18 protein-coding genes, 1 tRNA gene and 1 pseudogene are annotated in these 23,260 nt (G+C 39.6%); 4 read left to right on the top strand and 16 right to left on the bottom strand.

Translation table 11 applies throughout. The features are described from left to right. Positions 1 to 314 precede the first annotated feature (314 nt). Together ACWGXJ_RS26135 and ACWGXJ_RS26130 are read right to left on the bottom strand one after the other, a co-directional pair. Positions 315 to 1,358, bottom strand: a complete 1,044-nt coding sequence (locus ACWGXJ_RS26135; RefSeq protein WP_452568101.1) for an ankyrin repeat domain-containing protein — start codon at positions 1,356 to 1,358, stop codon at positions 315 to 317. Between the two features lie 619 nt (positions 1,359 to 1,977). Continuing rightward, positions 1,978 to 2,313, bottom strand: a complete 336-nt coding sequence (locus tag ACWGXJ_RS26130; protein WP_452568100.1) for a Spo0E family sporulation regulatory protein-aspartic acid phosphatase — start codon at positions 2,311 to 2,313, stop codon at positions 1,978 to 1,980. Positions 2,314 to 3,165: 852 nt separating this feature from the next. On the opposite strand from ACWGXJ_RS26130, the gene ACWGXJ_RS26125 reads away from it, so the two are divergent. Further along, positions 3,166 to 3,237 (top strand) — tRNA-Arg (locus ACWGXJ_RS26125). 117 nt (positions 3,238 to 3,354) lie between these two features. Here the strand turns inward: ACWGXJ_RS26125 and ACWGXJ_RS26120 are convergent. The 4 genes from ACWGXJ_RS26120 to ACWGXJ_RS26105 form a co-directional block, all read right to left on the bottom strand. Beyond that, positions 3,355 to 3,666: a helix-turn-helix domain-containing protein gene (locus tag ACWGXJ_RS26120; protein WP_452568099.1), complete on the bottom strand. Its 312-nt coding sequence runs from the start codon at positions 3,664 to 3,666 to the stop codon at positions 3,355 to 3,357. Positions 3,667 to 3,679: 13 nt separating this feature from the next. Beyond that, positions 3,680 to 4,150, bottom strand: coding sequence for a hypothetical protein (locus tag ACWGXJ_RS26115; RefSeq protein ID WP_452568098.1), 471 nt, complete (start codon positions 4,148 to 4,150; stop codon positions 3,680 to 3,682). 519 nt (positions 4,151 to 4,669) lie between these two features. Beyond that, a complete protein-coding gene (locus ACWGXJ_RS26110) occupies positions 4,670 to 5,074 on the bottom strand; it encodes a hypothetical protein (protein WP_452568097.1) in 405 nt (134 codons plus the stop codon). A 228-nt stretch (positions 5,075 to 5,302) separates the two neighbouring features. Next, a complete protein-coding gene (locus ACWGXJ_RS26105) occupies positions 5,303 to 5,692 on the bottom strand; it encodes a hypothetical protein (protein WP_452568096.1) in 390 nt (129 codons plus the stop codon). Positions 5,693 to 6,314: 622 nt separating this feature from the next. Between ACWGXJ_RS26105 and ACWGXJ_RS26100 the strand changes: the two genes are divergently transcribed. Next, entirely contained in the window at positions 6,315 to 6,809 is a 495-nt protein-coding gene (locus ACWGXJ_RS26100) for a hypothetical protein (protein ID WP_452568095.1), read from the top strand. A gap of 533 nt (positions 6,810 to 7,342) precedes the next feature. Here ACWGXJ_RS26100 and ACWGXJ_RS26095 read toward each other — a convergent pair. Beyond that, entirely contained in the window at positions 7,343 to 7,669 is a 327-nt protein-coding gene (locus ACWGXJ_RS26095) for a hypothetical protein (RefSeq protein ID WP_254348826.1), read from the bottom strand. 157 nt (positions 7,670 to 7,826) lie between these two features. Between ACWGXJ_RS26095 and ACWGXJ_RS26090 the strand changes: the two genes are divergently transcribed. Both ACWGXJ_RS26090 and ACWGXJ_RS26085 read left to right on the top strand, forming a co-directional pair. Next, positions 7,827 to 9,332, top strand: a complete 1,506-nt coding sequence (locus ACWGXJ_RS26090; protein WP_452568094.1) for a hypothetical protein — start codon at positions 7,827 to 7,829, stop codon at positions 9,330 to 9,332. Positions 9,333 to 10,342: 1,010 nt separating this feature from the next. Beyond that, positions 10,343 to 11,554 (top strand): hypothetical protein, encoded by a 1,212-nt coding sequence (locus tag ACWGXJ_RS26085; RefSeq protein ID WP_452568093.1) that lies wholly within the window; start codon positions 10,343 to 10,345, stop codon positions 11,552 to 11,554. A gap of 788 nt (positions 11,555 to 12,342) precedes the next feature. Here ACWGXJ_RS26085 and ACWGXJ_RS26080 read toward each other — a convergent pair. The 9 genes and pseudogenes from ACWGXJ_RS26080 to ACWGXJ_RS26040 form a co-directional block, all read right to left on the bottom strand. After that, positions 12,343 to 12,750 (bottom strand): annotated as a pseudogene (locus ACWGXJ_RS26080) (reverse transcriptase domain-containing protein); the annotation flags it as partial. 123 nt (positions 12,751 to 12,873) lie between these two features. After that, the gene (locus ACWGXJ_RS26075; RefSeq protein WP_452568092.1) at positions 12,874 to 13,149 is read right to left on the bottom strand and encodes a hypothetical protein; all 276 of its coding nucleotides are present in this window, start codon (positions 13,147 to 13,149) and stop codon (positions 12,874 to 12,876) included. A 776-nt stretch (positions 13,150 to 13,925) separates the two neighbouring features. Beyond that, positions 13,926 to 14,396: a hypothetical protein gene (locus ACWGXJ_RS26070; protein ID WP_452568091.1), complete on the bottom strand. Its 471-nt coding sequence runs from the start codon at positions 14,394 to 14,396 to the stop codon at positions 13,926 to 13,928. Further along, complete coding sequence (locus ACWGXJ_RS26065) at positions 14,365 to 16,107, bottom strand: glucosaminidase domain-containing protein (RefSeq protein ID WP_452568090.1); 1,743 nt, start codon at positions 16,105 to 16,107, stop codon at positions 14,365 to 14,367. The genes ACWGXJ_RS26070 and ACWGXJ_RS26065 overlap by 32 nt, the downstream gene beginning before the upstream one ends. Before the next feature lie 20 nt (positions 16,108 to 16,127). Further along, positions 16,128 to 18,836, bottom strand: coding sequence for a CD3337/EF1877 family mobilome membrane protein (locus ACWGXJ_RS26060; protein ID WP_452568089.1), 2,709 nt, complete (start codon positions 18,834 to 18,836; stop codon positions 16,128 to 16,130). After that, positions 18,829 to 21,441 (bottom strand): ATP-binding protein, encoded by a 2,613-nt coding sequence (locus ACWGXJ_RS26055; RefSeq protein ID WP_452568088.1) that lies wholly within the window; start codon positions 21,439 to 21,441, stop codon positions 18,829 to 18,831. Before ACWGXJ_RS26055 ends, ACWGXJ_RS26060 begins: the two co-directional genes overlap by 8 nt. Positions 21,442 to 21,473: 32 nt before the next feature. Further along, entirely contained in the window at positions 21,474 to 21,875 is a 402-nt protein-coding gene (locus ACWGXJ_RS26050; RefSeq protein WP_452568087.1) for a TcpE family conjugal transfer membrane protein, read from the bottom strand. Between the two features lie 3 nt (positions 21,876 to 21,878). Then, a complete protein-coding gene (locus ACWGXJ_RS26045) occupies positions 21,879 to 22,211 on the bottom strand; it encodes a hypothetical protein (RefSeq protein WP_452568086.1) in 333 nt (110 codons plus the stop codon). A 27-nt stretch (positions 22,212 to 22,238) separates the two neighbouring features. Continuing rightward, positions 22,239 to 23,258 carry a conjugal transfer protein gene (locus tag ACWGXJ_RS26040; RefSeq protein WP_452568085.1) on the bottom strand — a complete coding sequence of 340 codons (1,020 nt, stop codon included), beginning with the start codon at positions 23,256 to 23,258 and terminating at the stop codon, positions 22,239 to 22,241. Positions 23,259 to 23,260: the final 2 nt, after the last annotated feature.

Here is a 23,260-nt window from a genome sequence, read left to right as displayed (position 1 = left end):
TCTTACACAGTAGCTTAATTAAAGTGCCCGCCTTTCACGCGGGAGAATGAAGGTCTCAATCCTTTCTGTGTATGGTGATAGTTTAATGAAAATACCTTCCCGTCAAGAAGGAGATGGAGGTCTAACTCCTCCTCACCTTTAAAATTAAAATAGGATGGTCCTTAATTCTTGTTTTCTTGAGGGTTAGGGGCTTTTTTTGTTCTCAATTTTATATAAGCTCAATTCTAACTTATCGTAGCAAATTGATATGAAACGTATAGCTGACCTAATAAAGTCGGCTTCATACTAGATCTGCTAACAAAGAAATTCCTTAATCATTCCATCATATTAAATGTTGTTTTGTCTTCACGTGCCCAAGCCAATTCCAAAGGTGTTTTTCCATTATCATCTTTAGCCTTAATGTCAGCCCCATATTTTAATAGGACTTCTACTGCTGCTGCATTTCCCTTACTGACAGCTCTATGCAAGGCTGATTGTTTATACTGGTTCCTACATTCAATATTAGCCCCATGATCCAACAGGAATTGAATACCCAAAACGTTATTACAATCCGCAAAATTATGTAAAGGGGGAAACGGTTTCTTTTCGCAATTCACATCACAGCCCAGCTCTAATATATCATTCAACAGAGCTTCATCTTTACAATGAAGAGCGATCCCGAACCCCTTCTTTTCTACCTCTTTTTGATAGATATCCGCATATTCCGTATGTATATAATTCACAATATCACTTGAATATCTAAATGCAATTTCAAGCGGTGTTTCAGCCAACGCACGTTTTCCTACATTTGCCCCTTTTTCTGCTAAAAGTCTAAATGCCTCTAAATTATTGTGTTTACAGCAAAACTGCAAAGCTGTACCGTGATATTTCAAAACCTTATCTAAATTGGATTTACTTGCGTTCGCAACGAGTTCCTTGATTCCTTCCATATCATTCATATAGCATGCAAACACTAGAGTTTCTTTAATTTTCTCGGCTTTTAATGATTTCCATAAGGTTACTTTACTTTCCTCTCCCTCCGGTTCCAAATCATATCTCTGGTAGATAATCAATTCGAAGACATCACTATCATAAAGCTCTGGATTCATATCGTTTACAATACTATATTCCATTAATTTTCCAGCTTCCACTTTAATACAAAGAATCCCCTTTCCCCTCATTATCATCCCAATCTCATTTGTATATTTTTCAAAAAGAAAAACCGTTATATCACTAACATATGAGACTTCATTTTCAACAATCTTATAATATCCGCTGGTGAACGAATTCTCTGTACCTGATATTAAATAAATATAAGTTTTCCCTTTAATCACAGATTCATCGACAATACTGTTAACCAAATTCTCCACACTTTTCATACATCCATGCCCCCATGATTATACCTTCTTTATTTCTGATATATTAGCATGAAATTCATACGCCAGTAAAAAATCAAACTGATTTTAAACCCATTCAATTAAATTGTGTGAATCGTTATATAATATTTTCCAAAATATAACTTTAATTTCTGTACAATAATAAATAATTTGTAAATTTAGAATTCAATTTTAATGTGTTTTTTCGATTAGAACTCAACTTTATTATATTTGATATCCGCTTCTCAGATTTTGAAAGGCAGCCCCTCAAAATCTGAGAAGCGGGTATCAAATTTTGAGAGGCGGCGTATTAAAATCTGAAATGCTTCGCCTATCAAAATTTGAGAGGCGCAAATTCCTGTTTTTAACGGCTATCAGATTTTGATAGGCGGGTTCTCAAAATTTGATAAACGTAATCGTCTATCAAATTTTGAGAGAGGAGGTATCAAATAATGACAGACCCCCTTTCAGGTTTTGAAAGAGGAGGTATCAAATCTTGAAAGTAAAGAAGTACTTATTGAAGTAGCACTAAAAGGAAGTACTACGTATGAATAAGATATTTATCACCACAAGATTAAGGAGACTTACATAGAGACAAAAAAAGAAACCCCCGAAGGAGTTTCTAAAAAATAATTCGATTATAAAGATTTAAAAGAGTATCAAGCTCCTGTGATACCTTAACTACAACTGGAGCAGATAATATATTTCCAACAGCTGTATTGTGCATTTCTTGCCGTTTAAGGGCTATTGCTTCCTCAAGTGACTCACGATCTGGAAACATTTTTGCATCCCATTCAGAAAAACCTATAAAATCGTAATCTTTTATTTTCATATCCTTTTGTACTATCAGATGTTTCCTGGCGCCAAGCAATTCCTTTTCGCAAACAATTGCGAAGTGTCTACCTTTCATGTGACTGTCCGTCTGGTATTGCTCTTGTCTTGTAATTAGTTCTTTCATTTAAATCATTCCTCCGTAGAGTCCCCGCGGTCAGACGGGGACGTAGTTATACGTTCCCCTGACCGGGAGACTTACAGAAAATACAGTTTTAGCTTTTTAGGACGCAAAAAAGGAAGAAAAGAGCATACGTATCCCGTACGTTCGTTTTCTTCCTTAACATCCATTTCACTTATGCCAAAAGCATAGCTGTTCTCCGCTTGAACCATTCAGCAGAGAAAATCATTGATCTTGTAATACTTTTATAATACCACAAAGTACAGAAATATTTCACGTCTACCCCTAGAACGGTCATGATTTCACTTAGGTTCTGTCTGCAGGTTTCATAATGGATCGCCCTAACGGTGTTTTCTTCCTTATATTTCTATTTAAGATATTTTTTACAATCTATAACCATAGATTGTAGCGGAACTTTCTCCATTGATTGCCTTCCTTTCTGAACATGCAGCATTACGTTCGATCTATTATGTTCCTATCCGACAAATCCGTACGAAAATCACAAGCATCCTAGGAGTTTTTTTGGCGCAATTACGAACTCTGCTAACGGATTTTCATGGCTTTTTTATTACAACTTATACAAACGGATGTTGGCACGCGGGATGGTATTTACTTAGGAGAACTTGAAAGAGGTAAATATTTAGTTGGAAAATGGCACGTTACTGCTATAAATGGTCAAGTAGAGATAAAATGAGGACGTCAAGGTCGCGTAGCGTTCATTTCAGCCTTGACGTCCGTCTCCTAAGGGTTAAGGTATGTAGATCCCCAGAAATTCAATGCTGGGGCTGCCAAGCGGCGAGAGAGGGGTAGTTTTTTGTATGAATCTTGTGTATAATCGTTTTCACGTAAGAAAAATATGCGCCCGTGGTCCAACGGATATGACGTAGGCCTCCGGAGCCTGAGATCGAGGTTCGATTCCTCGCGGGCGCGTCTTAAACATGAGTTGCTCGTACGTATCTTTTTTATTAGATCTATTTCTATTTTATCGATTGATTCAAAAAAAACACAAGGAGCCACTTTAAAGGTGACTCCTTGTGTTTTTTATTTCTAATATACCACTTCTTTACTTGCAGCTTCTTCCCCATAGAAGGGAGAAACGCTTTTAAGTCCAAGCGCATGCACAACCCGATTAATCGTATCTAATTTGACACTCTGGCTCCCTGCTTCTATTTGGGAGATTCTAGCTTGGGTAGTACCGGCAAGGGAAGCAAGTTTCGCTTGACTCCATCCTAACTTGGTTCTTCGGGCTAACACCATATCTCCAACCATTACAGAAAAAGATGTTAAATAGTCTTCAACTTCAGGAATTTGTTTAGCTTCCTGCATAAAGTTTTCGAAGTCCTGCCCTAATTTTTTCATCGTAAAACTCCTTTCAGCCACCATTAATATACTTACTCGGATCTTTTAAAAAATTAGGAATCATACGTTCTGTAAGCTCTACCACCCTATCAAATTCTGGTGATGAAGTCTTCATCTTCATCACTGAGTAAGTGAAGACCAATATCTGGTTACCTTCAAAAATGTGTGTAAAAAAGATGGCTCTGAAAGCCCCTTTGCGGTTCTTTTGGTTTACGCGTAGCTCATACAAAGGCTGATGAGACTTTAGTGCCTTAACAGGCTGTACTAACGTAAACGGAATACCCACATCATCTTCAGAAATTAGATTATGAATAAGAGCTTCAGGAATGCCGTATCTCTGAGCAAACTGTAGAGCACGTGTGATCCGCTGTAACAGCCAGATAGCTTCCGGATTGTTGGCGGCGGCCTGCTTACGCAAGCGTTCTAGTTCATTTAAAACAGGACGTTGTCCTGAATTATCTTTTGCAAACTCAATATATACCATTGATTATATCACATACGATATAATATGCAACTTATCGTATGTTTCTCCTTTCGTCTTCATGTAAGTTAGAAAATGAGCCTGATTAATCAGGTGAATCCATTTTTGTTCTATGAATTCATCTGCACTAGAAGAATCCCTGATATCATTCCAGCTCATGAAGTACCATGATAGGTGTGACACACTCGAACATGTTGAAATACATTTGCCATTTAAGGTTTTTAGCATTGTGTAGTCTACGAGAATTAAGCGGGGGAAATCTCCCGCTTTATCCGCGCAGAGATTCCCCCCTAATATTTGATTTCTTTTTGAAGGAAAATAATTGCCTTCAAACTCATGAATTTATGTCAACATGTAAAAAGTAACCGATTAATATGGATACTTCTTACGGTCCGCATTCTCACATTTGGGACAAAATGCATCACACTGCAATTATGAATCCCATCTGAGTAATCGTCGTCGAAAAGATTCTGATTTTCATTCTCCGTTTGCATATATCTTCTCACCTTTTAAAAGGTTATTTTAATTATGAATTTTTTCAATATGCCGTTGTAATTCAGCTGTTAATTCCACTTTCAAAATATACTCGCCGTAATCCCCAAATGCACCGATCACGGTCAAAGGAATGGGATGTAGTTCAGGCTTGGCTACAAATACAGAAAAAGAAACTGTAGCTCCAGGTTGCGTTACCCCGATAGTCACTTTGAGAAGGGACAAAAAGAAAGCCGCTGCATTAGCAGTATTTATCCCTAGGGAAGTCCCCTTCTGATCTGGAAATACGGCAGTATCCCATGCTGCACGACTAACCAACATTTGAGGGGGAAAACCCATACTTCTAGATAACTCTGTGATATCTACCCACTCACCAGCTGCGATTTGTTCATTCATCGATCGAATATTTCGATTTGCAAGAGTTGCCATTAACATATAATTGTCTCCTATTTGTTAAGTGTGTATTTGATCACTTCTGAGTGATGCACTTTTTTCAGCAGGCCTAACATTTTTCACAATGAGGCGTAACTGTCATACAACAAAGAACTTATCATTTGAATGCATGCCACTTTAATCAGCATTACATCCTCCCTTTTTAGTACAAAAAAAAGGAGATGCAATATATGCATCTCCTCACCCTCTATACACGCTATGGAAATCAGTTCACTTTGGGTTTCTAAGGAAGTTCTCAACCGAGAACTTTTGTCTTAGTTGTTCAAACGGAACAGTGACTTGGCCAATGATATTAGATTGGTCCAACAAGGTGGCGTACCCAGCAATAAGAGCTGCATCGCCAACGGCAATTTGCTCGTCACCTTCATCACTCTCATTTTTAAGAGCAGGAACAGCAGTAACCACTAAAGTGCCTCCCATATATGTACGTTGGTTGTTTGTGTTCACTCGAACAAACCTCTCTTTTTGATCTTCTTGAGACATAATACATCCCTCCTGTTTGAATAAACAAAAAAAGCCCCGAACACAAAAAAAGGCATCGCCAAATAAATTGACCATCCAATTTTGCATCAGAGCATGTACATTCATTGCCGTCACCAAGACAACAATATTCTCCTTCTCCATCGACTCATGTCGTCAGAGATCATCAATGTGTTTCCGAATAGCTATATTATAGCGTAATCTAACTTAGTTATCAAGATAGACAGATAATTCATCGGGTCATATACAATTTCTACCTCTCTAAGGACTCCCTTCAGCTTAGAGACTTTCCGATCCTGTTTCAGTATCAATGATAGCAACTGCTCCACGCCAATAGAGTGAAAAAAGACCTGCTGGAGTGATTTGTATTCATCCACAAATGTAATCCTTTGCTAACAATTGCTGTAAGCAATTGTTAGCAAAAGGATCCTACAGCTTAGGTTATGAGAAAGCAAAGTACGCTCGCGGGACGCTGGTAAACGTTATTTTCCTAGATGATTCTGGTTCTGTACAGATGAGAACAGGCATCGTTAAGGCAACAGGCGATGGACGTAAAGTCTTCTTCATGGTTTCTTAAAATCCAGTAGAGGGTACTCACGAGCCCTCTTCACCCTAAAAATATCTTGGACATACAATTGAACGAGGATCATTCGGTTGACGCCTTCTTTTTTTACACTAAAAGTATTGCAACTTTCTTTTAATGGATTCGTTAAAGAAAGAGAAAGGATGTGTAAATCTAAACATGGATAAACCTGCTCGAATTATTTCTATTCTCATACTTGCTGCAGGTGTAAGTGTGTTTACTGGTTGTGGAAAGCAGGAAATAACTACACCCACTAATGAAGCGGTACCGCCAGCCCCTGAGTCGGCAGTAAAAGAAGGACCAGGTCAATCAGCCAGCTTGGACGAGATCAAATGGAATGAAGTTAAAGACCCTCTGGTCGAGGATGGCATGATAACAAAACTCAAAGTGGCTCTGGACGCCTTTATATCAAAAGATTTGGATCAGTTCCATGCTGCACTCAGCCCAACTGTTAAAACAGGGCACGATTACCTCCTGGATCAGCCCGTGAAGTTTACAGGTATTGCCGAAGCTATAAAAGAAAAGGATCGGATATTGGTACCCGTAGTAGGCGAACGGCTTAATAAAGAAGAAGGTTCTTCACCTGATATACGGTACACCTTCTATTTCGAAAAAGATAAAGATGGATTATGGCAAATTGTTTCGATAGACTAAATGACTTTCTCATTCCATCCCCATCAGAAGACGTTCTGATTAATCAGAGCGTTTTCTTTAGGTCTAACAAACTGCGGGGTAGTTGAGGTTTTGATGGCTGAAGTCACAGCAACACTGAGCTGGCTGAATGGTTTCCCATGTTTGCTTCTCCTATCCTGGCCCCCAATGTTCCGTGGGTCGCGTAAAACGAAGGACAGGAACGTAGAGCGCCTTGGCTGAGGCGTTCTCCTCCGGCGAAGGCGCTCTAATTATCGGCCTGGTTAGCGGGTCTTAGGGGCGGGGGACCCCTTAGAGCCGGTAGCATGAGCCCATCGTTTACTGTATTGCTGACGATGTTCATACGAGATCTGCCGGTAAGTCTAATAACCTACCGGCTTTACACTGTTCCTAATATATTTCATTCTAGCGTTACGATTACGGTACTTTCAAATTGATGTTAAACCCTTTACAATTCCACAAGGTGAAAGACCTACAGTTCAATTGCGACCTAAAATAATTTAAACTATCTCCTTAATTAATGGACTCCCACCAGGCTACATATCCTGTAGAATCTGTCTTAGGGAAGATTTCCCCCATTCCTCTTCAAAGTCTGCTTCCTCTAAAGGGCGTAAGTTCTTAAATTTCCGTTTTTCCATTACCCGTAGAATATCAGCAGTGATACTTTTTATCATTTGTTGGGTTCCTTCAACTTCATTCATAATCTCCTCTTGAACACTGCGGTCTTTGAAAAAGATAAACTTGCGTATACGATCGTTCATACATGAAATGACAGTTTCAATATCTTGCTCGTCCTCTGGCTCAAAGGCTTTTTGAGTATCGGCGTAGTTCTCCTCAATGGCTTTAACGATATAACCAGCCATATTCGTAACTTCCGCATTCCGCTTCTTTTCATATACATACTTGATATGACCTCTTTTCTAATGGATAATTGTTAAGCAAACCTATGAAGCTTTTTAACGACTGCAAGCCCAATTGTGATATATTTAAGCTAAAACCTTTTTAGAAAAGGGAGATTATATGGTCAAGTTGTCTTTATTTGCTTTAACTAAAATTGTTGAATCTATCCCACAGACTATTGTGGATCATATGTATACGTATTTATATAAGGATACGGATGGTGTTTCCAAGGAGACCTGGTTGTTTGAATATGTCAAGCGTATACTTATTGAGACATTTGGGTACGACACACAGCATCTTGAAGATCACGTTGAAATAAGGGAAAAAAATTATAGAAAAAAACAACAAAGTAAAAAGTACTGGCTTAAAAAGTTTCAAGAGGAATTGGTCAAGATTCCAAACAACCCTGTCTCGATTGAAATTTCATCATGGAAGCTTGCACTTGAGCAAATGAAAGTTTCTGCACCTGAATTAGATATTATTGCCGAGTCAGAACGATTAATAGGTGTAAAAAACTTAGAGGATTTACCCGAGCTACGTTTGAAACAAATTAAAGAATGGTCATCGACAAATTCGACTTTCCTCTCGGATTATCGCTATTTGTCAACAAAGAAAACGAATCAAATACGAAAGGCTCTAGAGACAGATCTCAATTTTATTATTGCTGATACTATTGAGAAGTATGATTTAACCCAAGCTGTGGATGTACAGCCACATGGTCTAATCGAAAATGTAGTCTTCTCTGAGAAATCAACATCATTGAAAATTAAAAGAGAAATTAATGCAATTACTTTGAAAGAGACTTTCTTCGACGACTATGAGATTAGCGACAATGAGTTTCTGCGGACAATTATTAAAGTTGAAGATGGCGACTTGCTTTTTGCCGACAAAAGCTTAACAAAAACCTTAGATGGAACAGATCGGGAAATTATATTCTATGTGATGTCCCAAAAAGATGAATCTTTTTACACCGATAGAACAATCACTGTGGATATTTCTAAGTTAGTGCAGCGAGCTTACAACTCTCAAGGGGTTAAAAATTACGTAGAAATTGAAAAACGATTACGAAAAATCAGATCCTTTGGATTTCAAGCCGTAATTAAAAAACAGTCTGAAAAAGCAAGACCTGGTTCAGCAGACTGGAGTATCTTTGATTCCGTAGTAATTAATTCGAATCCTAATGGCAGACGTTATGCCGAGATTGTTATTGGTACTTATTTTCACCAACAGTACATTAATCAGCAAACGGTAAAGATATATAGAGATAGTCTCGATTCAATCCAAGGGAGCATATCCAAGATACTCGTGCATGCTTTACAAAAAGAGCGGTTGGAACGTTACGTTCAAGGAAAGCAATTTAGAGACGTCTTCCCACTCAACTTTTTCACGCGAAAAGTACGAATGGACAAACGAAAAACAGAAATGAATATGAGAAAAGTGCAGGATGCACTTGAAGAGTTTAAAGCCCTTAATATCCTGATCGAATCTTACAAAAGATATAGCCCCTCTGCCTTCGAAATCTGCTTCATACCACTAACGAATACTGAAATGCATGACTTTTTTGATCAGGTGGATTCACCTATTCAGTTGTCACTCCCTATACAACCCGAGCTTATCGAGGAATGAAATCGTTCTTCTTGGCTCGGTTTTCTTTTATCAAAGGAAAGATATTTCACAACTTCCTCAAAAATATGATCAATCAATCTTCGGATCAGTCGATATTGTTTAGCATGAATATATAAGAGATTAGTCTAACTTTCCTTATAATAGCTATGGTTTTATTTTTATTACTATATATCCGTACTCAATCGATTTTTATTACGAATTTTTCGTACTATGATATATTGAACGATTTTTTATTACGTAAATATCGTACTAGAGTTTAAAACATATTTTAAATAATTTTTAAATGATTAGGATTAGACAGAATTATTACTATTTCCTCGTACCAACTAAATTCTTATTACGATTTCCTCGTACTTCATTAGTTTTTATTACATTTTCTTCGTACTTTCTATGTATAAGCAAAATTATTACGAATTCATCGTACTTTTCGGAAAAACTTTTATCTTATAATCTTTCATGAACTTGGATAATTTATAGATTTTCTTACTGTTTTCTCGTACTCTATGTATTTTATTACGTGATACTCGTACCTTTAAAACTTTATTACTATATTTACGTTCTAAACATGAGTAAATTCTGAAGGACATTTGTCGAATTGAAAATTTTCCCTTACAAATTCAGGCCCTAGAATTTTTCTTACCATTTTTTCGTACTAAATTAGTTGTCTAGATTTACTTATGATTATCACATTTTTAGATTTTCTTACGTTTATCTCGTACTTTTTGTGATGTTTTCAATTGGAATAGGCAATGCTATAATCATTTTTGTAGTTGAAAGTTTCACAGAATAAAGTTTTTTAATATAGTAATTCAAAAAAAAGAACCCAACTATATATCTAATAAGTGGTTAGTTTGGCGACCAGCACTTATTAGACAATGAGGAGTCGGGGTCTTGGTTTTACTACTTTGTTGATGTGTTTTTAGTATATCACGCCTTCAAAAAAAGTAAAAGCCATACCCTTTATTTCCTGTATACTTTTTTGGTTGGGAATAAAAAAGGAGTGGCAACCAATGAAACATCATCCCTCGCTGTTCGATGCTCGAACATTACATAATGACACTCGCCTACTCTTTAAGCTTAAGTTGTTACTTGGTACAGTGTGTGCTTATGGTGGCGAAGTCCCCCTCACGAACGTTGAACTTGCGAAACGTTTGGGAACCTCCAGCTATCGAGTTTCTGTTCTCCTGCAAAAATTAATTCATGAAGAAATCGTTTATTATGACGAATATGGAAGACTATTTTTTAAACAATTTGTCTTTGTTCGAGATAAAGAAGAAACGGAGAAAGACAATCTGTATGCGAAAAACTTCGTTTTTTTTGTATCGGAATCGTTTTTAAGTGAAGATCGAAATGTTCAGCGTTTTGTTCTTCATTATGTTGGAAAAGAACTCGTTTATATCCCCGGCAACTTCCGCTGGGGGTATATTAGTGATCTTTACGGCCCATTGGGTCTCCTCAACATTCGTACTCGAAAAGAAGCGTTGAAGATTCTTAAGAATGCTTCAAAGTATTTGAAAATGAAAATTCATAAAGAAAACTTCCAAGTGTTAAACGTACATCAAGAGTGGTTGGACATGGGGGAAGTTTTTTCTGAAGGTGCAGAGCTTTGGGTTATGAAACAACTCAGAAAGCATCGTTTTTGCTTTGAATTTTTATCCCGCAAAGCTGTTTGGCAAGTGGCAAAGGTTATGGAAGATTACTATGCTAAATTCGGATACGAATATGCAACTGAAATTTTTGACACCGCTCTTTATAACATTCAAAAAAATAAAATGCGTTCTCAAGCATTCTTTAAAATGATCTATAGAGAAGATGATGAATACATAATAAGTGACGAAACGAATGAATTAGACCAAATCAGTGCCTATTTTCGTGCGGTAATGGAAGCAGCTGAGCTTAATTATGCTGTTCAACTCTCAATGGATCTTGATGGGATAAACAATAAGAAACAAGCGGCAGAATCAGGCCTCTTTACCAGCGGGCAACTATCAAATGTCAATCAGAAGCTGATTCAAGAAGCTAATCTCCAACACCAAATCGTATGGGATAAACTTCTCCGATTAAATCAATGCTGGCTTAACAGGTTTCGTCAAAGTCCGGATTGGTTTATTCAAAATTTCTATCGGATAAAGTCTCTACCAGCTCCTATCTTAGAAATTAAACAAGAAATAGAAAAATTACTTTCTAAAAGGAAGGCCGAAGACATGAAATGGGCACTCTAGTTTTTTAGACAAGCCTCTGGTTTATTTGTTATGCCTAAAATAATTCTGCAGTCATATTATATAACTTATTAGCAGTAGTATCTTTTTTTTATGACGCCTACTGCTATTTGTCATGTTTATTTTTAAATGTTCTTTGAATTAACCTCTACCTTTATTCTCTAAATTATATATTTTCAAGAATTCACGAGTTACTTGCAAGCCATTCTACTTGTGTATACTCACATTTAATGGTTTCTTTTTAAAATAAGCTGTGGATAACGTTTTTTTGCTTGTGTTTATATATTTGGTCCTTGTTTATATTTATTTTGGTAGTAGGGATAGCTCAAATCATATAGTGTATAGTCAGTTGATGACTCTTAATTATGTTGGATAGAATCTGAATAAAAAATCTTACACTTTGGATTCTGAAATTGAATTTCTGTTTTCAATTTTTTACAATCTTAAAACCCCAGTATTACCAAGGGTTTCAGTGAATTGAAACGTGCTATAAAAAGGTATTAACGAAGGGTGTTATCTTTATGTTTTTAATTAATTGTTTTAAAAAAAGATATTGATTTATGGTGTTGGTGAAAGGTTTTAAAATGGCTTCAATGAACACCACCTCCTAAAAGATATATGAAATTAGTTAAACAATAGAACAACCTTAGCTAGATAAATCGAGTTGGAGGCTATCCATTAGTTGATTAGTTGAGTAGCCGACCTCTCACACCACCGTACGTACCGTTCGGTATACGGCGGTTCAACCGTTTAAGTGCAATTGACGTAGACGCTCGTACTGAGCAGAGAAGTCATAATACCCTGCATGTGCAAGCTTTTTGTTTGTAACAGAGCGTTGCAGTATCGCGCTTCCGGCAATGCGCAAGTGGACCTCCTTTCGGAGAACCTTCTTCCGTTTTGCGGCGTACCCCGTTTTTCAGATACTTTTTAATCAGGTCGGTTACGCGCTTGTCCTTGATTTGATTGCGCAAGAGGTTCATGAGCAGCTCATGGTTCAGCGTGTCGAAGTACTTCGAGAGGTCGATTTCTACTGCGTGGCCGTATCCCTGCTCTGCATAAGCTTTCACCTTTCGAATCGCCTCCTGCACGCTCCGCCCCGGACGGTAGCCGTTGCTTCCATCCGAGAAACGCGGCTCAAATAGCGGTTGCACCTGCTGGGCGATGGCTTGCTGGATGATGCGATCCACGACCGTGGAATGCCGAGCTTTCTCACTCCGCTTCCATCTGGTTTGGGGATTTCCTTGCGTCGTACCGGGTTCCGCTTATAGCGACCTTCCCGGATGCTCTGCAAGAGTTCGTCTCTGTTTTCCTGCAGCTACGGCTCATGCCGTCGATTCCCGGCGCTCCGTGGTTGCGCTTGATTTGCTTGTAGGCTTGTTCAGGTTGTTCCTGTCCAGTATTCTTTCCAGCAAGTTCTTTGCACCGTCTCTTTCCTTACTTTCCAGAGTGCCGACGCTCCGCGCTCCCGCATAGCCTTCGTTTTCCACACCATCTCTTTGCGGGCAGCCCTTTCGGTATTCTGCTCTCATCACGCCAGTTCTCCTTTCAATTGTTCGGCCCTTCCCGAAAATAAACTCCATTTGTTCTTCGATGGCCATACCAACTTCCTCCTGTCCCATTCGTTAATTTGATTGTGCTGTACTTTAGACAGATAATACACTCACGTTGGGCTTGGTCTTTGTAGGGGGCTTTGAGATTGATTTAACTATCTAAAGGCCACACGAACGTGAGTCATAAGGTCTCTCAGTTCCAAAAGATATGTATCAATGTAATGGATTGGGGGCGGATTCCCAGTGAATTTGGGAAAAGCCACATCAACGTGAGTCATTTCGAGTGTATTTTGATGCCTTTTCACACACTGGCCACACCAACCGAGTATACATGCAGCAAAAAAGAGCAAAGCTCCTAATTCAAGTGATCGGCCACGCCAAGTTGAGCATTTTTTATGAATAAAAAGGGGGGATTAGTGTATACATAGAAGTATGACCCACAAATATAGACGATACTCACGTTCATGTGGCCGCTAACTCATCTCTGGCGTGGCTTTTAACTCACCTCTACGTGGCCTTTAATCCTATGAATCTATTGACTTTACTAAGATATTCCTTCCCTTAAAACAGTAAACATACTGAAACATAAAAGAAAAAAATATTATACATAATAAAAATATAAAGATAAAATAGGTGTTTAACGATTCTGAATTTTTAATAGTATTTCAGTGGCTGTTTCCCTAGCCAAATAAGACCCGTTTCTGAAGATGAATATTCCTTATGATCTGCATGCTTATGAATCATCACCTAATTGGTTTGGTTCATTTCGATACTGAAGACTCGAAAAAGAAAAAAGACGACCACATGGTCGCCTGTATGAGTAATTAAATTGTATCAAAATAGGAATGCAAAGCCGAGTATTGCGGTTCCGTTGCTTGCTTGTCCTTTATAAGAGCCAAACCTAGAGTAATCAAAGCATTCTCCTCCCCATGAATAATCCGCTCCCGCAGGATATGCAACACCAACTGATGCATTGGATCATGGGTATCGTTGATTTCATCATCGGCATTATGTTCAAAAACTCGATTAGCCTGGAAGAACACATTTTCATAACGGTCCACTACCAAATTAAGAAGAGCAAATTGATGATCCTCAGGCAGTTGTTCCGAAAAGACAAGGGTTTTAAATAACTCAATATCACTCATAGCATAGCCGGCATCTGCAAACCATCGCTGGGCACCCTTATAAGTCATTTCAAAATTCAACACAAAAAATAGATCCTGGGAAAGTACATTTTTGATCGCGCTCATAGGCACACCCTCTCTAATCTGTATTGGTGCTAACATTTGCAACATATAGCTTTTTCTTTTTATCCATTTTTAACGTTACGGTAATGGCAGCTGGTTTGGATGCCAATTGAATTTCAGGCGCACGGGTCTCTTTCCCCGCGTACTGGCTTAATTGTACCACTTTATTATAATTCACCAAATTAATGATGGGCCGCCCATCATACTCCATCGGATACTTGTCTACTCCTCCATCAGCGGATCGAACAATCCTCACCGCGCTATTACCATAGTATTGAGCAACACCGTATACCACTGTAATCGTATCGGCCTGTAAATCTGCTAATGTATCGCCTGGTGAGATTTGAGACGAAGATCCTCCCCCACCCTCTCCAATCGGTAGATTCATCCCCCCTGTATCAACGTAAGGCTTGCCGGTAGCTGGATCAATACCACCATTATCAAAAATAGTGAGATTGTTGTCATTTAAAACAGATATAAAAAGCCGTTCATAATCCAAACTTGTTCCGTATCCAGCTCTAGATATGCCTCTGGCCATGTCATACGGGTTCTTCTGGGCCAATGCATTCTTATACCTTGAATTTTGTAACAGGAAGTTAGAATGATCAATAATCGACTCTTCAAAAGTATTATACGATCGGAAATAGTCAACAATATGATGAATCTTCCCATTCTTCTCTTGCTCTTTTGTTTTCCCTTTACAAACCGGACCCCGCCAGCGACTATCTGCCTTTATCCCATACAAATTATGACATATAGTTTTTTGCCCAAAAGTAGACTCTACTCCAGCTTGTGCGAGGATGACACTAGCAAATATACCCGTTCTTTTCTGTTCCTGAATAGCTAGTGAAGCATATCTCTTCATAAACGGATGCATCTTTTCTATACCCGGTACATTGGGAGGGGGAAGGTCTGGAATATAAGGAACACTAGAAGACGTTCCCCCCCCAGCAGACGACCGGCCACCACTTCCCCCGCTTCCGGCCTGATCTCCTATGATGACCTGGTTCACATATAACATCTTAGGGGATTCATAGTTGCGAGCGTCTGAGCTGGCTGGCAACGTAATGGGGATGTTTTGGGACATCGCTTCTTTCGTAGATATATCCAATATTTCAGATATGGTATTAATATACGGCACCGGGTTAACGGCTTTTTTCCCATCAGGAATAGTTTCAAAATGCAAGTGGGCTCCCGTGGATCTCCCCGTATTACCGGATAAACCAATAATTTGTCCGGCCTCCACGGTATCGCCTGGATTCACAAACACTTGGCTTAGATGGAGATACCGCGTCTTTAGATTTAACTGCGGGTCCGGATTCGAAATAACGACAAAAATACCAGCATTTTGAGTCGAAGCTGGGTCGCTAGGCATGGGGAATTTTACGGTCTCCACTGTGCCAGCGGTTGAACTTTGAACAGGTGTTCCTTCTGGAACTCCGATATCAATACCCGAATGTAATGTCTTCTTTTTAGTAATCGGGTGTGTACGATACCCATAAGGACTTGTAATGTGCTTTTTCAAACCCTGAACATAGATTTGGGGCGGCAGTATTTTTTGAGAAACAAACGAATCTTCAGTCTGGTTGGATACTAAAATACTGACTACTATGATGATGGCCAACAAGACTAGAATTAAAAAGGCAATCACGGCTGCAATCAGTAGTGTCGTAAATTTAAACTTCTTCTTTACATAAGACTGTACAGCTTTTTTGACCAGTGTTGAGGCTATCTGTTTTGAATTAAACCTGGAAGCCATCGGAATCCACCCCCCTGTTGCTAATCTTTCTTAGCCGAGGTCGATTTTCCACGAGCTTCAACCGCACGCTTTTTGATACTGTTCGCCACATTAATATTGGCATCCGATACTTCAGCGACCTTGCTGGCTTTATTCATAATCGTCAAACTTTTCTTTTCCGTTCTTAGAGCTTCGGTAATTTCAGAAGACATCTTGCTTTTTATTTTGAATGCCTGCTCCATTTGCACTTGTCTGGTGTTCACCACATTCAATTTTTCGTTGGTGCCCTCCTCTGCCATCAACCGTCTGATTTCTGCAGACTTCTCACGCATGGCAGATTGCAGTTTTGTATCCTTGATCTTGACTTTGCTCATATCCATGCGTGTATTTAATTCAGGAGCAATATGTGCTCGGTAAGGAACCTTTACCGTATCCACTTTCGACCCAGCAGCCTGCCGGATGATTTGCTCTCTGGCTTTTGATTGCAGTGGACCTTTGATGGATACAGGTTTTACTCCTGCAGGCGTAGTCGAAAGACTAGTCGATCTCGTCATTGTATTCAGAGATTCATTCGCATCCAACAATTTCGTTTGCTGTTTTGAGAATTCAGGCATACCAGAAAAATGAGAGATAATAGACGCACGTCGCAATGGATTCGACATCGCGGTTTTAATTTGGGATGCATTGTGTAAGCCAGCAGTTTTGAACCGTAAATTCATATCCTGAACGAATGGAGTTTGTTGAACACGCTCACCGGTTTTCCGGGCCTGCTGAACACTATCACGCTGATCCTGTTTGTATCTCTTGTACAGCTGCATCATGGAAAAATCGTCCATGTTGGCTTTAAGTTTCGGATTCCCTTGCAGCTTTTTAGCGTTCTTTATCTGCTGGGAGGCTTCTTGAGGACGGTCGTTAAAAAATGCCCCTGTCTGCCGAATCGCACTTTCATTGGAGTACATAACGGATGCAACCTGCTGATCATTCATCCCAGGATGGATACCCTTTGTAAGGATAGCGTCTTTAATGTTGCCGCCACCGGATTTGATGGAAGCCAAACGATCCTTTTCGGTTTTCCATTCCTTATCCAGCCCACGAAAAGGATTCTTCATCCCATGTTCCAAGTTTTCATTAACTTTGCTGACAAAAGGCGTATATTGCACCGGATCACCGGTACTGGCAGCTACATCTTCTGCAGCGGTTTTCTCGTTATGATACCGAAGGGACATACTAGCCGCGGTTGCATCATCTATGCTTTTATTGGCATTGTTTAGTGAAAGCGGATTAAACTTCCGAGGCATGCCAATTTTATTGGCTCCCTTGTTTCCTCCTAACATCGTGGAGAAAGCTTTACCCACGGTACGGTCATAGATGGCATCGCTCATTTTCCGTTTAAATGAGTAACCCAAGACGGACGGCTTTCTTTGTGGTACCTCAATACCACCTCCACTTCCAGGGTTAACCTTTCGGACCAAAAAGCCGGCTACATCTTTTCTAAAATAGAAGCCTGCTAAAATGGTGATTGTTTCAATGACGAGTGAGACGAACCAACTGCTTGTTATCTTTTGTACGACGGTAAAGACGCCGTGCCCTAAGACCAAAGAAATATCTAAAAATAGCAACCCCATAACGGCAGTTAATAGGGAACCGATTAATTTAGTAAATTGGGGCTGTAATGCTGGAACGCCGCCGCCTCTACCTGGGAGTAAAGCTGCAAAAAGAGTAAAGGACATCATAGCCGACTGATACAAAGCTTTGAGTCTGCCAAGAATACTGAAAAAAGCAAAATAGGAAAAACATATTAAAATGATAAGCGATAAAATACCATTCATAATGACGATGCCAAACTTGGAGAGCGTCCGCGATTTCGCAACGTGAGGGTAATCTACTTCAGCATCTTTTAAAGCTTTCGTACGATCTTCACTATCGGGTTCTGTATTTAATACACTTCTTAGAATGTCACAATCCACATTCATCGAATCGAACTGCATCATCTGATAAGGACGATCCACAACTTCTGCCCATAACTCTCGTGAGAATCCAGATACTCCCCCTTTTCCATTATTGGACGGGTTATTTGCACATTGATTAACGCCAGTTCCTGGATTGGTTGAATTGGACGAAAACGTGATATAAAAAGAGTTATTAAGATCCTGTCCATAGGAGTTCACACCTTTAAGAAAAGGTCCTAAATTGGTGAAGAATGCCAAGATAATAGCAAGTGCGATTAAGAAGGATGCAATCGAAGACATCCCATCCAAAAACCGACCTTTGATCATGAGATACAGGATATAAACGATCGTTATTTGAATAAATACGCCTATAAAGTCTCCCCATAATCCGTCTCCCCAACTACCAAAACGAATCCCGGTAAGATTCTGGACAAGTTCAACAACAACGTCCACGATGAGATTGAAGTATCGGAATTCAAATGCTTCCTGGGCAATAAAGATAAAAAACTTGGTCGTGTAAATCGTGATCATGAGGCAACCACTGGCCACGAAATCCAAAAACGCATTCATGGAGTCTTTAGCCTTTTCTTCGATTTCTAGTGCTCCGCGGTCTGGATTAACCGTCTCCACCTGATAACGGGAAGCTGGCTGGTTGTAATTTGCTGAGCTGTCTCCATCGTTGGGGATTAGATCATCAATAATGTCGGCATGAGCAATGGAAGATGACGATAGCGCAAGGAATGTAAAAAGTATAAGGACCAAAAGGCGAGATAACCGCTTCAAGTGGCCAAACTTATTCATACGTTGCACCTTCCATTTGCTCCACGTGCTGTTGGAACTCCTGAAGAATACCAAACTCCCCTATTTCCTCTTGTGCGAGTTCTGATTCTTCTGGAGGGCGGGTATCAAAAGCTTCTTCCAGATGTGTAAAGACCAAATCTACATCGAGAATACCAATGCGGCCATTTACATCTTGCATCAAGCACTGTCCACCATTAAGATTACGGATCATATCAATATTAGATTGGATATGCTCAAGTCCAAACAGGCTCAGTGTATTCTTAATCTTTTCGGTATCCTCATCACGAAAAGCAAACTTGATTCCGATGTTACCAGCCATGTCACCGGATACATCAGTAGCATTCTGTGTAATAAAGACAGCCCCACCATTCAAGCTTCGTCCGGTCCGAACGACTTTGTTTCCAATCGCTTTTCCAGCATGGTTTGATAAAAAGGACCATGCTTCTTCGAAGATTACATATTTAAAAATTCCACGGTCATGGTAGATGAATTTTTCAGCAAAGCGAGCTACAGCGAACATGATACCTACACTCATTTTTTCGCCTAATGAATAATTTTCAGTAGGTGTCTGGGGATCTGGAAGCTGTAAATTAGCAATTTGCAGAATATTAAAGATACAATCCAGGTTCATTGTCTTCTCCTCACCCGTACCAAATAACAGTTTGGCAAAGGAAAGAGTCATAAAACTCTCTAAAATTTCGGCAACAAGAGTTGCCTCTGGCTTATTGTCTTCTCCGATTTTATAGAGTTGTTCTATACATTTTGCTAAGTATGGTTTGGGTTCAGCGGCAACCATCTGTACAGCGCGCGAAATATAACTATATTGCACCGTGTTTGTACCCGTTGATGATAGATAAGATAGAATTTCAACCGCTGCCTCTTTAGCCGTTTCAATATCTTTGAGCATGATGAAAGGGTCGAGTTTCCCTTGATCCTCCAGATCGGAAGATAAGGTGGTCACCTGAATTTGACCAGCTTCATCAAGTTCAGGGAGGTGCAGAGGCCAATTGGTTCGTTCATTTTTAGGGTCGAGGATAAGCACTTTTCCTCCTGTAACCGTCCCACAAATGTATGAGAGCAGATTACCTAATACGGATTTCCCCCCACCTAGCGTACCTACAATAACGATACTTGGACTGCGATTGATTTTACTAGGGTGTCCTGGGTCCATATAAACTGGGCGGGCCAAATCCCCAGTAGTGCCGATGTATGGACCATGCTCATCACCAAGTTCCTGCGATGCACCAATCATACTAGCAGCAAGTGTTTCAGGTGGTATTCGCTGAATGTAATCCGTCACGTACAACGGCGAACCAGGAATAAAATCATTAAAGAGCAGCCATTGATCACCAGCAGGCTGTGCTACTTGGATATTGCCAGCATCCTTGAAGTGATCTTGTAAGATTTTAGCGTTACTTTTCAGAGCATTCAGATCCGTATGATAGAGTCCAAATGTTACATGCGTTAAAAATGTAGGATTTTTACTTTTCTTGTAATCGGCTTCTAAAAAGTGAGCACTTGCATGTTTATCCGCCAAGTCTTCAGGTACGGTGGCTTGTGCTTCGTTGATATTTTTGATTTGGTTTTCGATTTCCATTTTTTTGCGTGAAACTTTAGATAAGGCCTCACGTGATTCAAGCACATCTACCTTGATGCTCATTTGCATAGGGAATGGTAGTAAGGCGGCTGAATATAGCCACTCGTTATCAGGCATCTCCAACTCATCCGGTAATTCGGACACCGTTAAGTATGTATGATGAATCGTCTTCTCTTCACCATCATGAGGCTGAGTCAATGTAATGCGACGTGGATGTTTTGCATTAATATCAGCTTCCGTTAGAGTGAGCACTTGCCGTGAATCATACATAAGAGTTTCCATACGATTTCGAATGCCTTTTTTTATTTTCGGAGACCATGCTTTTGTTTTGGTGGAACGTAATTCAGGATCGGCAATTCCTAACCAGAAGTTGCGTTTAATAAGCCATTCGGTGGTCCGTTCCGTTCCCCGAAGTAATTTGATTTTGCGGCTGATCCGACTATATATTTGTTTTTCTTTAGTTAAGTAAGACAGAAATTCATGTTCATATATTTCAGGAGCATTCAGTCCGGTAAACTTTTCGATGATTCGCTTAGGGCGGGATATGATTCGTTTGACCTCTGTGTAGACCCCCTCTATTTGATCAACTAGGTCACTGCTTTCACCTTTAGCAAGATAAACGATGATATAAGCCTTGTATTTGACATTGTTCGAATTAATGCCTGAATTGTAGATTGAGTTTAAGTAATCCTCATGAAAATCCACCATCTGTTTTGACCAATCCCTTAGCGGACCGGATAGTCGTTGTCTCAAGCGTTCGTGATGCTCAGAGATATCGTGGACCTCTGGCAGCCATAGCAGATGAAATTTATCGCTAAACACGCTTAGTAGGGATGAGAGTGAAAATAATTTATCAAGCTTTCGCCGGTCACTGAGATGATCATATACAAAAGGGCTCAATTCATAGACTGCCCAGGCTTCATGGTTATGGGTAAAGATAAGATTCTGTTCAAAATAAGCAATGGGAAATTCTACATTGATTCGCTGTGGTTTTTTTGATAAATCCAAAGCTGGTTAACCTCCTTAAAAAAGAGCGCCGCTTACATGCGCTCTCTATGGGTACGATACATAATTTTACTTTTGTAAACATAATGGTTGTTGTATTGCATCTTCTGATAACGGCGGAGTACCTTGTTCCGCATTAAGAAATACACCATGCTCATGAGCCATTTGTGTGGGGGTTTACCATCCAACTTTTGTTTGGCAATGAACCAAGTCAGTAATGAAGGGAACACTACGTATGTATATCCCCCAGAAATGAAAGGTAACAGTTTACCAATAACAAAAAAAACCATAAAGCACACAAGTGCAATACCGGCTATGCGGATGTTGAGGGGGAAAATGAGCTTTTTTCCCTCAATGGCATAGAGTATTAAATCGAAATTCCAGATTTTTGAGTAGTTTTGACAGATAAACCTTGGTTTTTCGCTTGGTTTATCCATAAGCTAGTTACCACCACCAAAAATAGCGTGCATGATCGTTGTACTCAACGTTTGAACACTTTTCCAATCCGAAAAGAATCCGAGAAGAAGACTAATGCCAATAAAACTAAACATCTTTGGCCAATCACGTTTAATAAAGAAATAAGCAGACACCGCAAGTACAATACCCGGGATAACTGGATCAATATTTCCTTTGAGCTCTTGTCCTAAATTTTCACCGACCTTAATTTTAGTATCAGCGTAAATAGGGGTTGTCCAAAATGCACTGATTGCGAGAGATGTAAGCATAGTGCGAAGACCTACTTTTTTCATTTTCTTTTTCTTGTCTTTGTTCATGTATAGCTTCCTTTCAATGAAAATGATTTATTTAATCGAAGAATCTCCAATGGAGGTAACATACAGTTCACTTCCTTTGGACGCTACTTTTAAGATCCAATCATTTTTGAAGTTTTCTCCTGAAGGACTTTTGACGGATACCGTTGCATAAACGGTGTAGTGCCCTACAGCATCGGTTTCAGCTTGTCTCAACGTTAAGGTTTCTACCTTTTGAAAGGAGTAGTTAACCTTTTGATAAGTAGCAGCTGGCTTGCTTCCTTCGGCATAGAAATATTTGAGTTCGTCAGATTTGTTATTGAACATTGCAGTGAGAACACTCGTCGTAATCTTTTTAGCACTCTCAATAAGCTGCTGATCTGTTACGACTTGGCCCAAATCGGTAGATGGAACATTCGCCTTTTCACCCTCACCAATAAAGCGAGGATAGTTTTGAACCACATACTTATTACCGATAACTGTAACGGGAACAACCATATTTGTTTTGATGATTGAATTGTCTCTATCCAAAGGATTAGGCGTTAAACTTAATTCGGTTGACTTATTCTCTGGGGTGTCCTGTTTTGGTAGAGTTGCCTTTCTCCGAACGGCAACTGTAATTTCGGCTAGCGATTTATTAATCCATTGGGCATCACTTACCTCAGCGGTTAAAACATCGCTCTGTCCCTTCGTTGAATAAGCATCCAGACCTGCGTCAGCATCAATATTGGTAATGAATTGAGCTAGCCTGTTACTGCGACTATTGATGTAGTTGCTATCCCAGGTAAAGTATTCTGTTGCAAATTCAGCAGCAAATCCTTTGGCGCCTGTGGGCACCTCTTGTATCTGAGTTCCGTAGTTATTCACTTGCTGAATAACCTTTGGGCCAGTAATTAGAGAAGTTATTCCTCGTAAACACACGAACCCGATAAATGTCCAAAACAAGATCCTGCCGATCTTCCCCATCATCATCTGCTTGGGTGCCTTCTCTTTCATCTTCTTTTGTGTTGTGGATGAAGGGGGGACTACCTCACTCTCCGACTTGTCTTGTGTTTTCATTCGTCCGAACATTT

The sequence above is a fragment of the Paenibacillus sp. S33 genome (assembly GCF_053615415.1).
Note: the sequence above shows the minus strand (reverse complement) of the source record. Positions and strands in the feature narration are given on the sequence as shown.